The following is an 11,641-nucleotide window of genomic DNA, read 5'->3' on the forward strand; positions in this document are numbered from 1 at the left end:
ACCAGTGGCAGCACCACCACGGCAAGCCCGGCCGGGGCCGCTATCACAACCTCGAGTGGGCGGCCAAGATGGAAGCCCTCCGGCTGATGCCGAGCGACACCGGTGCACCTGGCGGCAAGCGCACGGGCGACAGCGTGAGCGATTACGTCATCGAGGGCGGCGCTTTCGAGGCTGCTTGCATGTCCCTTCTCACCCAGGACTACACCCTGTCGTGGCCGGATCGCTTCCCGCCCCGGCCGCCCGAGGCCGACGCTCTCGCGACGGCCGGCGCCGAACTGGCGGCGGCAGTGCGCCTGGTCAAGCTTCCCGAACCGGGGACGCGGCCGAACAAGACCAATCGGGTGAAATACCGCTCGTCTGTTGAACCGCTTCATGGTGAAGCGGTCCCACGGCAGCGAGTGCCGCCCTATGGCGCTTGATGGGGTTGCGAATGCGCGCGGTTCCGCGAACCCCAGCGCCTCCGCGAGGTCAGTGTCGAGGATGCGGGGTTCGTTGTTGAATGGGGGTGACGGGTGTGGAGGGCGTGATAGTATGTTTCCGCTGCATTGAAACGCGGGGACACTATGACCGGGGGCGAGCATGACTGGCGGCGGGCAGCTACGCACACGAGTTTGCAGGGGCGGACCATCGAGGTTTGCTGCGAGCCTGACGTAGTGGACACGCTGTTCTACGCAGACGACGGGATGCCGCTGGCAAATCCGTCTGGGGCCGTCACAGACGCTCTATCCTATTACTGGAGACACTTAGAAACCACTGGGGAGATTTTCAGTGGGGAGGAGTGGTTGCTTCTCGCCTCTTTCAGTTCCCCCTTCTTTAGGGGCGAAAGTAGATTTCGGACGGCGAAGGAGGCTGCGAACACATACCGGAAGGAGCATCTCGGACGCAACTGGTGCGATGAGGTCCTTCTCCTGAAGCGGTTAATGAAAGAGAAGTTCCAGCACCTGTCCCGAGTCGAATACGAAGCGGTTCTTCGCATCTTACACATCCTCGGAAACCTCTACAGCCACGAGCCATTCTTCACTCTGTCGGAGAAGATTCCGGCCCTGCGCCCGGCTGTGAAACAGTCCCCTGCCGTGCCCTCAGGTGTGTCTTCCCGTTCCCCGCAGGGGTGGTAGCGGCACCACGCCGGGGACTTGCCAGAGGGCCACGCGCGGGGCGTTACGCGGCCTCGGCCAGAAGCGCCCGCGCCTTCTCCCGCTGCACCTTCTCCAGGCGCTTCACCTCGGACCAGGGCGTGAAGGGCAGCCGTGCAGGCAGCAGGGGGTGCTACATCCAGCCTGCCCGTGAGCCGGCACCGGGAACGCCGGAGCGGCAGGCGTGGGTGAGGGCGGAGATCGCCAGGCTGCAGGAGTGCCTGCAGCAACTGGAGGTCGAGGTGCAGCAGTGGCGGCTGGTGCCCTTCCCCAAGCTGCAGTGGCAGTCATCGGAAGGTGATGTCAGCGAAGGGCAACAGCCTCCGCCGGCACCCCCATGATCACCCCTCCAGCTCCATCACCTTCGGCACATTGAACACCGCCCGCACCATCCGCCGGCGGCCCTTGCGCGCCTCGGCATCTTCGACCGTCGTCACCTCGAACCGCTGCACACAGGCCTTCAGGGGCACCGTGAGGCGGTGGTCCTCCGGCGCAAGGCGGAGCTGAGTCAGCATGGCCCGGAACCGCGCCAGGGCAGCGTCGACCGCCGCAGGCGAGGGCTGCAGGGCATCCCGCTGGCGCTGGTGGCGCGCCTGCTCATAGGTCAGGCGGCGGATCTCCTGTTCCTGCTCCTCCAGCACCTGGCGCACGTTCTCTGTGCGAGCCTGCGGCCCCAGGGTGGTCAGGATCGCCCGCACCGAGGCGCGGCGTTCCTCGATCCGACGGGCCAGGTCAGCAATGGCGGCATCATGGGAAGCCCGCTCGGCCACCGGGCCTGAAGACGTGAAGTGCGCCATCATGTCGTCGGTCGTGAGCTGGCCGAGGGCATCGATGCACAGCGGCATCAGCTCGTCCCATTTGAGGCCGCGATTGGCGCAGCCCTTTTCCGGGCAGGCGTAGTGGCGCCAGTGCTGGGTGCGGATCTTCACGTCGTGCTCGGTGCAGTGCAGCCGGCCGGAGAACACCGGCAGGGTCAGCTTGCGCGGCCTCTCCTGCTGCTCCAGCCGCCACTTCCGCTGCTTGGCCGCGGCGCGGGCGGCCTTGGCCTCGGCATCCTCGATCTTGCGCTGTTCGACCACCTCCTTGCGGGCGCTGGAGCGCTGGTCGATCAGGGTCTGCACCTGGTCGAAGAGGTCGGCGTCAACGATCGCCAGGTCCGGGACCGGGGCCTGCACCCAGTCCTCCGGCGGTCGGGGCACCGATAGCCGCTTGCCCGTCTCCGGGTGCTTCTTGAAGTGCATGCGGTTGAAGGTGACCACGCCCTTGTAGAGCGTCTGGCGCAGGATGCCGGTGGCGCGCGAGGCCGAGCCCACCAAGGTGGTCACGCCCCACTTGCCGCCGGCGGGGGAGGGGACGCCGAGCGCGTTCAGGTCCTGGCAGATGCGCTTCAGACTGGTGCCGTCGGCAAAGGCGGTGAAGATCTGCCGCACCACCTCGGCCTGTTCCTGGTTGATGGCGCGAGCGCCCCGGATGGGCTCGCCGGCCTCGTCGAAGCGCCGCACGATGTCGTAGCCATAGACCTGGCCACCGGGTACGGCGCCCCGTTGCACGGAGGCGATCTGGCCGCGCCGGGTCTTGTCCGCCAGGTCCTTCAGGTAGAGCGCGTTCATGCTGCCCTTCAGGCCGATGTGCAGTTCACCGATCACGCCCTCCGCGACCGTCTCCAACACTATATCGGCGAAGCTCAAACGCTTGAAGAACGTGGCGATGTCACCCTGGTCTCGGCTGAGGCGGGACAGGTCCTCGGCGATGAGGCGCTCGAACCGGCCCTTCAGGGTTTTCCTGATCAGGTGCTTGATCCCGGCGCGGTTCATCATGGTGGCGCCGGAGGTCGCCCTGTCGCAGAAGATCTCGACCACGGTATAGCCGAGGCGCCGGCAGTGCTGCATGCTACGGGCGATCTGATCCTCGGTCGAGCCCTGCAGCTTGTCGGTGGAATGGCGGGCGTAGATCGCGGCCAACATCCTGATATTCCCCATGTTCGGAATCGGGGGGAATAAGCGGTGGAAGGCGGTGCCGCAAGCTGAAATGAGGAGGGGGACGGGGAAAACGCTCGCCAGGCGCGCGTGTCTACGAGTTTCTACGTCTTTCCACGACATTCTCTGTCGTACATGTGGCAGGGTATGTCAGGTAGGCCCACTGGTGGCCTACTGACCGCCCGGTGAGCGTCCCGCCCTTACTCGCATGGCTGCGCCACGCTCAGCGGGTGAAAAAAGCTGCGCCTGGGTAGGGCAGGGTCGAGGCCCGATGGATGTCCGTAGGTAGCGTGGGCGGGGGCGGACACCCTACGCAATTGCTATCGCAGTGGACCGCGGTGCCCCCCCCCAGTAGCGCATCCTCATCAGGTTGCCAGTCCGATCATATGTGACTCGCGGATCGGGCCATCCTGATATCTAATGCAGACATCGCGAGTGCTGAAGGGGTTCTTGTGGACCATTACGCTCATAGCGGGGTCGGGCCTGTCGGGCCGGGGTGGGAACCCCTTTCGGATCACCTCGCCGAGGTGGCGGCGGAGGCGGAGGCCTTCGCCGGCGCGTTCGGAGCGCCCGAATGGGGCGCGGCCGCCGGCTGGCTGCATGATGCCGGCAAGTACCGGCTGTCCTTCCAGCGCTACATCCGGTCCGAGGGACCAGCCGCACCCCATGCGTCCGCCGGAGCGGCGCTGGCGGTGGAGCGGTACGGGGCGATCGCCGGTACGCTGCTCGGCATCGTGACCTCGGCGCACCACGCCGGTCTCCCCGCAGGGGAAGGGGAGGCCGCCTTCGCCGAGCGGCTGCACGACGGACGCGCCGCCGTGGCGCACGATCTCGCGCCCGAGGCGCAGTCCCTGCCCCTGCCGCCGCCGCCTTTGCCGCTGCCACCCTTCATGGCGCACCCCAAGGACTCGTTCGGCGCCGCCTTCTTTCTGCGCATGCTGTTCTCCGCCCTGTGCGACGCCGACTTCCTGCGCACCGAGGGCTTTTGCGATCCCGCCCGGGCGGCGGCGCGGCGGGGGCCGCGGCCCGAGCTGGCGACCCTGGCGGCGGCGCTCGACGGCCACATGCAGCGGCTGGCCGGGTCCTCGTCGGCGGCGCCGGCCATTGCCGGTGCGCGGGCGGAGATCCTGGCGGCGGCACGCGCTGCGGCGGGCGAGCCGCCGGGCGTCTTCTCGCTGACGGTTCCGACCGGCGGGGGCAAGACCCTGGCCTCGCTCTCCTTCGCCCTGAAGCACGCCGTGACGAACGGGCAGCGACGGGTGGTCTACGTCATCCCCTATACCTCGATCATCGAACAGACGGCGGCGGTGTTCCGCGAGGCCCTAGGGCCCGACCTGGCCGAAGCGGTGCTGGAGCACCATTCGGCGGCCCCGCTGCCGGCCGGCGGCGAGCGCATCGGCCCCCAGCGTGCGGCGCTGGCGGAGGAGAACTGGGACGCACCGGTGATCGTCACCACCACCGTGCAGTTCTTCGAAAGCCTGTTCTCCGACCGGCCGGGGCGCTGCCGCAAGCTGCACAACCTTGCCAGGGCGGTGGTGGTGCTCGACGAGGTGCAGGCGCTGCCGACCGCCCACCTCACGCCGTGCGTGGCGGCGCTGGAGCGGTTGTGGCGCGACTATGGCACGACCCTGCTGCTGTGCACGGCGACGCAGCCCGACCTTACGGTCGGTTCCCTCGGCACCGCTCTGCCGCCGCCGCGCGAAATCGTCGCCGACAAGGCGGCTCTCTATGAGCGGTTCCGTCGTGTGACCACCGAGAAGGCCGGGCGGCTGTCCGACGACGCTCTTATCGAGCGGCTGCGGGGCGAGCCGCAGGTGCTGTGCATCGTCGACAACCGCGCCCATGCCGCCGAGTTGTATGAGCGTCTGGCAGAGGGGCGAGCGGAGCCCGACGAAGTCTGGCACCTCAGTGCCGGTCTCTGCCCTGCCGACCGCCGCCGCATCCTGTCCGCGGTGAAGCAGCGCCTGAAGGAGGGGCTGCCCGTGCGCCTGGTGAGTACGCAGGTGATCGAAGCCGGCGTCGACATCGACTTCCCCGTCGTCTATCGCGCTGCGGCCGGGATCGACTCGCTGGCCCAGGCGGCCGGCCGCTGCAACCGCGAGGGCCGGGGGACCGGCCGGTTCGTCGTGTTCGACCACGACCGCAAGCTCTTCCTCCCCGATCTGGAGCGACGCCGCACCCTCGGCCGGCCCATCCTCGCGGAAGACGGCGACCCGCTCGCACCCGCTCGTGTGGAACGCTACTTCGCGAGCCTGCTGGCCGTGGCGGAGACGGATCACAAGGCGGTCATGGGCTGTTTCGCCCGCAACATAGGGGCGGCCGGCCAATGGGACTTCCGCCGCGCCGCCGCCGACATGCGGCTCGTCGGCGAAGAGACGGTGCCGGTAATCGTGCCCGCCGAGGGGGCCGAAGCGCTGTGTGAGGAGTTGCAGCGTGCCGCCCGCGGCGGTTTCCCGGTGTCTCGGCAGGTGCTGCGGGCCCTGCAGCAGGTGAGCGTCTCGGTCTACCGCAGCCTTTTCGCCGCCCTCGACCGTGATGGTGCCCTGGGACGCCTGGGGCCGGGGGATGCCTTCGTGCGGCTGGTGACCCTGGATCTCTACGACAGCCGCCTCGGCCTTCGTCGCCGGGAGCAGGAGAGGAGCTACGGGGAAAACGTGCTGTAAGTTCTCTTGCCACGGTCGCAATCACAATATACACAGGAACTGTCAGCGTGACGCGCTGTGGGTAGAAACCTGTGCAGTGTTGTGATTGCGATCGGGCTAACGGCGGCCCGGTCGCACTCCGCCAGGAGCAGCGCATGCGTAAGTTCATCCGGTTTGAAATTTCGTACGGTCAGACGGAAGAAGGTGCCCGGCCGCACCAGGAACAGACAACGGCCCTGCGCAAGCTCGTTGGCCCGGGTCTGCTGACGGGCCTGCTGCGGCTCATGTCACGTGCCGCCGGAGGGGGCGACGGGCCTTCGGATTTGTCTGCGTAGGAAGGGGGGGGATATGACCAGAGGTATCCAGATCAAGGTGTGGGGCGATTACGCCCTGTTCAGCCGCCCGGAGTTCAAGACCGAGCGGGCGAGCTACGAGGTGCTGACGCCGTCGGCGGCGCGCGGCATCCTTGATGCGGTGCACTGGAAGCCGGCCATCCGCTGGGTGATCGACCGCATCCACGTGCGCCGGCCCATCCGGTTCGAGACCATCCGTCGCAACGAGGTGGCCGGCAAGGCGCCCTACACCTTGGCCCGCCAAGCGGCGCGGGGCGAGAAGCCGATGCCTTATCTCGTGGTCGAGGACGACCGGCAGCAGCGCGCCGCCCTGGTTCTGCGCGACGTGGAATACGTCATCGAGGCCCACTTCGACATGACCGAGCGGGCGGGTCCCGGCGACAATCCCGCCAAGCACCTGGAGATGGCGCGCCGGCGCATCGAGCGCGGCCAGTGCGCGTGGCAGCCGAGCCTCGGCACCCGCGAGTTCACCGCCTTCTTCGGCCCCGTGGAGCCGGGCGAGTTGGAGACCGTGCCCGATGCCCTGCGCGGCGAGCGCGATCTCGGCTGGATGCTGCACGACATCGACTTCGCCGACGGCATGACGCCGCACTTCTTCCATGCCGTCCTGCGCGACGGCGTGCTGGACGTGCCGCCCTTCACGCCCCGCGGGAGGGCCGCGTCATGATCCTCACCGCCCTCCACGAACTTTACCGCCGGCTGTCCGCCGGTGACGGCCCGGATGCCCTGCCGCCCCTCGGCTTCGCCCTGACCAAGGTGGTCGGGGCCGTGGTGCTCGACCGCGAGGGGCGCTTCCAGGACATCCTCGACCTGCGCACTACCGACGGCAAGCGCCAGGTGCCGCGCCTCATCCAGGTGCCGCAGCCGCCGCAGCGGACGGTCAAGGTGGTGCCGGGGTTCCTGTGTGACAACGCCGGCTACCTGTGCGGCCACGACGGCAAGGGCAAGCCGGAGCGGGCGCGGACCCAGTTCGAGGCGGCGCGCGAGCTGCACGAGCGGCTGCTGGCCGGTCTGGATCATCCGGCGGCGCGGGCCATCCGCGCCCACTTCGCCGGCTGGGATCCGGCGGAGGCGGCGGAACGGCTGGCGGCGCACGAGGATCTCGTCGACGGCTGGCTGGTGTTCCAGGTGCTCGACCTGCCGGGCGGGGAGCCCTTCGTGCACGACGTGCCGGCCCTGCGCGAGGCCTGGGCGCGCCACGTGGCGGCGGCGGAAGCCGGCGCCGAGGGCCAGTGCCTGGTGACCGGCGAGATCGGCCCCATCGCCCGCCTGCACGCCCCCATCAAGGGTGTCCAGGGCGCCCAGACCAGCGGCGCGTCGCTGGTGTCGTTCAACATCGCCGCCGCCACGTCCTACGGCAAGGACCAGAGCTTCAATGCCCCCGTGGGGGAGGCGGCGGCCTTCGGATACACCACCGCCCTCAACCACCTGCTGCGGCGCGAGATGCGGCAGTCCCTGACGATCGGCGATACGACCACCGTCTTCTGGGCGGAGAAGGCCTCGGCGGCCGAGACGTTGATCCCGGCCCTGGTCGATCCGGCGTGGCGGGAATGGGAGGAACTGATCGCCGAGGCCGCCGCCGATGACCTGGAAGCGGCCCGCGCCGATCGCCTGCGCGGCCTTCTGGTGGCCTTGCGCGACGGCCGGCGGGTGACCGATCCCGACCTGTTGAACGACGCGGCGGTACGCTTCCACGTGCTCGGCCTCGCGCCCAACGCCGCCCGCCTGTCGGTGCGGTTCTGGGACGTCGCACCGGTGGGCGAGATGCTGCGGCGGCTGGGCGAGCACCACCAGGATCTCGCGCTCGACCTCGACCACCCGAACCGGCCGCCGTCGCCGTCGCTGTGGGCACTGGCACAGGAGACGCGGCCGAAGGACCGCGACGGCAAGGCGCGCGGCACCAACTCCCTCGACACGATGAAGAAGCTGCACGGCGACATCGCCCGCGCTGTGCTGACCGGCGGCCCTTATCCGCAGACCCTGCCGGCGCTGCTGCTGGCGCGGTTCCGTGCTGACGGCTGGGTCACCCACCCGCGCGTCGCCCTGCTGAAGGCCGAATACAACCGCCGCCGGCGCTTTGCCGGCCAGCCGGAGGATATGATCCCCATGAGCCTCGATCCCGCCCGTACCGAGGTCGGCTACCGCCTCGGCCGCCTGTTCGCCGTCCTGGAGCGCATTCAGGAGGCGGCCCACGGCGGCTCGGTCAATGCCGGCATCGGGCAGAAGTTCCTGTCGTCGGCTTCGGGCACGCCCATGGCCGTGTTCCCGCACCTGCTGCGCCTCAAGGGGGCGCACCTGAAGAAGGTGGCGCGCGACGGCCGCGGCCTGTCGGTGTGGTACGACCGCCTGGTCGCTGAGATCCTCGACGAGGTCCGCGCCATTCCGGCCAGCCTGACGCCCGATCACCAGGGCCTGTTCTTCCTCGGCTACTACCAGCAGCGTCAGGCGCTGTTCCGCAAGGGCGAGACGCCCGCCGCCGAGGTTTCCGACGCCGACACCGATACCGCCGCCTGAGCCGCCGCGACAGTTCCGAGAGGGGGAAGACCATGAGCGTCCTGAGCAACCGCATCGAGTTCGTCTATTACTTCGACGTCGCCAACGGCAATCCGAACGGCGACCCGGACATGGGCAACATGCCGCGCGTCGACCCCGCCACCCAGAAGGGCCTGGTGACCGACGTCTGCCTCAAGCGCAAGATCCGCAACTTCGTCGCGCTGGCGAAGGGCGACGCGGCGGGATACGACATCTACGTCCGCGAGCGCGCCATCCTGAACGAGCAGAACCGCCGTGCCTACGACGGCCTCGGCCTGGCGTCGGAACCGCGCAAGCTGCCGAAGAAGGGCGAGGACGCCAAGGCGGTCACCGAGTGGATGTGCAAGACCTTCTTCGACATCCGCGCCTTCGGGGCCGTCATGACCACCGACGTCAACTGCGGCCAGGTGCGCGGGCCGATCCAGATCACCTTCGCCCAGAGCGTCGACGCCATCCAGCCGCTGCCCGTCAGCATCACCCGCATGGCCGTCACCACGGTCGCCGAAGCCGAGAAGCAGTCGGGCGACAACCGGACCATGGGCGAGAAGCACATCGTCCCCTATGCGCTCTACCGCGCCGAGGGCTTCCTGTCGCCCCACTTCGCCAACGCCACCGGCTTCTCGGAAGACGATCTGCAGCTTCTGTGGCAGGCTCTGATCAACATGTTCGACCACGACCGTTCCGCCTCCCGCGGGCGGATGACGGCGCGCCGCCTGATCGCCTTCCGGCACGACAGCGCCCTCGGCAACGCCCCGGCCCACAAGCTGCTGGAGCTGGTGAAGACCGGCCCCGCCGCCGGCCGCGCCCCCGACGCGCCGGCCCGCACCTTCGAGGATTACGCCGTCACCTTCGACGAAGCGGGCGTGCCCGCCGGCGTCACGGCCGAAATCCTGCTGTAGGCCGCGCAGGCCGGGAGCGGACGCCATGGAGGAAGACGACGATGACATCGACCTCCTGCCGCTGTCGGCCTTGCAGCACCTGGTCTTCTGCCCGCGCCAGTGCGTCCTCATCCACGGCGAGCGCCAGTGGGCGGAGAACCGGCTGACAGCGGAGGGCCGGGTGCTGCACGACCGTGTCGACACGCCGGAGGAGGAGGTGCGCGGCGGGCTGCGCATCGCCCGCGCGGTGCCGCTGGCGAGCCGTCGCCTCGGCCTGACGGGGCGCGCCGACGTGGTGGAGTTCTACCGCGATCCCGCCGCCCCGGATGCGCCGTGGCGGCCGCTGCCGGTGGAATACAAGCGCGGCCGCCACAAGGACCACGACGCCGACCGCGTGCAGCTTTGTGCCCAGGCCTTGTGCCTGGAGGACATGCTGGGGCTGCCGGTGCCGGAAGGGGCGCTGTTCTACGGCCAGCCGCGGCGGCGCCAAAGGGTGCCGTTCGACGCCGCCCTGCGGGCCCGAACGGAAGACCTCGCCGCCGAGCTGCGCCGCCTGCTGCGGGCGCCAGCACTGCCGCCGCCGCTGGTGGACGACCCCCGCTGCCGGTCCTGTTCACTGGTCGACATCTGCCGGCCCGCCGTGGCCGGCCGCTCGGCGGCGCGGTGGCTCGACCGGGCGCTGGGCCGCCTGCTGGCCGATGACGCCGGGACCGCTGAAGAGGACGACGGGCCATGAAGCAACTCGGCAACACGCTCTACATCGCGTCGCAGGGCACCTATCTCGCCAAGGAGGGTGACTGCCTGCTCGCTACCCGCGAGGACGGGGGCAAGACCCGCGTGCCGTTGCACAAGGTGGACGGCGTCGTCTGCTTCGGCCGCATCTCCGTCAGCCCCTTCCTGCTCGGCCACTGCGCCGAGGTGGGCGTGACGGTGACCTGGCTGACCGAACACGGGCGCTTCCTGGCGCGAGCCGAGGGGCCCGTGTCGGGCAACGTGCGCCTGCGGCGGGCGCAATATGCCGTGACGGACGACCCGGCGCGGTGCGCCACCATCGTGCGCTCCATCGTCGCCGGCAAGCTGGCGAACCAGCGGCATGTGGTGCTGCGGGCCCTGCGCGATCATGGCGCCGACGACGGCGGGCGCCTGCCGGCGGCGCGCGAGGCCCTGGAAGCGCTGCTGCGCCGCCTGCGGTCTCCGGCGGGGCTGGCCGCGACGGTCGACGAACTGCGGGGCCTGGAGGGGCAGGGCGCCAACGCCTACTTCGCCGCCTTCCCGGCGCTGCTGCGGGCGCGCGATCCCACCTTCACCTTCGAAGGGCGGGTCCGCCGGCCACCGACCGACCCCGTGAACGCCCTCCTGTCGTTCATCTATACCCTGACGACCCATGACGTGCGATCGGCGCTGGAGGGGGTGGGGCTCGACCCGCAGGTCGGCTTCCTGCATCGCGAGCGTCCGGGCCGCCCGAGCCTGGCGCTCGACCTGGTCGAGGAGTTCCGCGCCTGGTTCGCCGATCGGCTGGTTCTGTCCCTGGTCAACCGCGGGCAACTCCGCGCCAACGACTTCGAAACGGCGTCCACCGGTGCGGTGACCCTGACCGAAGAGGCGCGCAAGGCCGTGCTCGTCGCCTATCAGGAGCGCAAGGGCGAGGAGGTGCGGCATCCCTTCACCGGCGAGACCGTCGCGGTCGGCTTGCTGTGGCACGTGCAGGCGCGCCTGCTCGCTATGCACCTGCGCGGCGACCTCGACGCTTATCCGCCCTGGCTGGCCCGCTGACGAGGAGGGGGCCATGCTGGTCGTGGTGACATACGACGTGTCGACGGAGGATCGTGCCGGCCGGCGCCGCCTGCGGCGGATCGCCAAGGCGTGTCTGAACCGCGGGCAGCGCGTTCAGTTCTCGGTCTTCGAATGCGACGTCGATCCGGCCCAGTGGACCGCCCTGCGGGCCGAGCTGCTGGACCTCATGGACCCGGAGAAGGACAGCCTGCGCTTCTACTTCCTCGGCTCCGGCAAGCGCCTGAAGGTGGAGCACGTTGGCGCCAAGCCGGCTCTCGACCTCGACGGTCCGCTGATCCTCTAGGTTCTGTAGCCATAAACAGGATTCCCAACGAGGCGCGGCTGTGATTCAAA

General features: G+C 69.4%; 10 protein-coding genes. 9 read left to right on the forward strand and 1 reads right to left on the reverse strand.

Features of this window, described 5'->3' with window-relative positions; all coding sequences use genetic code 11:
- On the forward strand, positions 1-419 hold a 419-nt coding region (locus ABD056_RS21740; protein WP_425545071.1), incomplete at its 5' end, for a hypothetical protein.
- Between the two features lie 1,055 nt (positions 420-1,474).
- Here ABD056_RS21740 and ABD056_RS21745 read toward each other — a convergent pair.
- The gene (locus tag ABD056_RS21745; protein WP_343870255.1) at positions 1,475-3,097 is read right to left on the reverse strand and encodes a recombinase family protein; all 1,623 of its coding nucleotides are present in this window, start codon (positions 3,095-3,097) and stop codon (positions 1,475-1,477) included.
- Between the two features lie 464 nt (positions 3,098-3,561).
- Between ABD056_RS21745 and cas3 the strand changes: the two genes are divergently transcribed.
- From cas3 to cas2, 8 genes are all read left to right on the forward strand, one after another.
- Positions 3,562-5,772 (forward strand): CRISPR-associated helicase Cas3', encoded by a 2,211-nt coding sequence (gene cas3 / locus ABD056_RS21750; protein WP_343870257.1) that lies wholly within the window; start codon positions 3,562-3,564, stop codon positions 5,770-5,772.
- Positions 5,773-5,906: 134 nt separating this feature from the next.
- Positions 5,907-6,086: a hypothetical protein gene (locus ABD056_RS21755; RefSeq protein ID WP_343870258.1), complete on the forward strand. Its 180-nt coding sequence runs from the start codon at positions 5,907-5,909 to the stop codon at positions 6,084-6,086.
- A 13-nt stretch (positions 6,087-6,099) separates the two neighbouring features.
- Positions 6,100-6,771, forward strand: coding sequence for a type I-C CRISPR-associated protein Cas5c (gene cas5c / locus ABD056_RS21760; RefSeq protein ID WP_343870260.1), 672 nt, complete (start codon positions 6,100-6,102; stop codon positions 6,769-6,771).
- Positions 6,768-8,618 carry a type I-C CRISPR-associated protein Cas8c/Csd1 gene (gene cas8c / locus ABD056_RS21765; protein WP_343870262.1) on the forward strand — a complete coding sequence of 617 codons (1,851 nt, stop codon included), beginning with the start codon at positions 6,768-6,770 and terminating at the stop codon, positions 8,616-8,618. The genes cas5c and cas8c overlap by 4 nt, the downstream gene beginning before the upstream one ends.
- A 32-nt stretch (positions 8,619-8,650) precedes the next feature.
- Positions 8,651-9,535, forward strand: a complete 885-nt coding sequence (gene cas7c / locus ABD056_RS21770; protein ID WP_343870264.1) for a type I-C CRISPR-associated protein Cas7/Csd2 — start codon at positions 8,651-8,653, stop codon at positions 9,533-9,535.
- A gap of 25 nt (positions 9,536-9,560) precedes the next feature.
- Positions 9,561-10,250: a CRISPR-associated protein Cas4 gene (gene cas4 / locus ABD056_RS21775; protein WP_343870266.1), complete on the forward strand. Its 690-nt coding sequence runs from the start codon at positions 9,561-9,563 to the stop codon at positions 10,248-10,250.
- Positions 10,247-11,287, forward strand: a complete 1,041-nt coding sequence (cas1c, locus tag ABD056_RS21780) for a type I-C CRISPR-associated endonuclease Cas1c (RefSeq protein WP_343870267.1) — start codon at positions 10,247-10,249, stop codon at positions 11,285-11,287. Before cas4 ends, cas1c begins: the two co-directional genes overlap by 4 nt.
- Before the next feature lie 13 nt (positions 11,288-11,300).
- Positions 11,301-11,591, forward strand: coding sequence for a CRISPR-associated endonuclease Cas2 (gene cas2 / locus ABD056_RS21785; protein ID WP_097278404.1), 291 nt, complete (start codon positions 11,301-11,303; stop codon positions 11,589-11,591).
- Positions 11,592-11,641: the final 50 nt, after the last annotated feature.

This window comes from Caenispirillum bisanense (assembly GCF_039523075.1).
GTDB lineage: Bacteria > Pseudomonadota > Alphaproteobacteria > Rhodospirillales > Rhodospirillaceae > Caenispirillum > Caenispirillum bisanense.

What these genes read in the sequence shown, in the direction of transcription:
- cas7c (WP_343870264.1), top strand. Translation starts at nt 8,651, where the DNA reads ATGAGCGTCCTGAGCAACCGCATCGAGTTCGTCTATTACTTCGACGTC.
- ABD056_RS21755 (WP_343870258.1), top strand. Translation starts at nt 5,907, where the DNA reads ATGCGTAAGTTCATCCGGTTTGAAATTTCGTACGGTCAGACGGAAGAA.
- cas2 (WP_097278404.1), top strand. Translation starts at nt 11,301, where the DNA reads ATGCTGGTCGTGGTGACATACGACGTGTCGACGGAGGATCGTGCCGGC.
- ABD056_RS21745 (WP_343870255.1), bottom strand. Translation starts at nt 3,097, where the DNA reads ATGTTGGCCGCGATCTACGCCCGCCATTCCACCGACAAGCTGCAGGGC.
- cas1c (WP_343870267.1), top strand. Translation starts at nt 10,247, where the DNA reads ATGAAGCAACTCGGCAACACGCTCTACATCGCGTCGCAGGGCACCTAT.
- cas5c (WP_343870260.1), top strand. Translation starts at nt 6,100, where the DNA reads ATGACCAGAGGTATCCAGATCAAGGTGTGGGGCGATTACGCCCTGTTC.
- cas4 (WP_343870266.1), top strand. Translation starts at nt 9,561, where the DNA reads ATGGAGGAAGACGACGATGACATCGACCTCCTGCCGCTGTCGGCCTTG.
- cas8c (WP_343870262.1), top strand. Translation starts at nt 6,768, where the DNA reads ATGATCCTCACCGCCCTCCACGAACTTTACCGCCGGCTGTCCGCCGGT.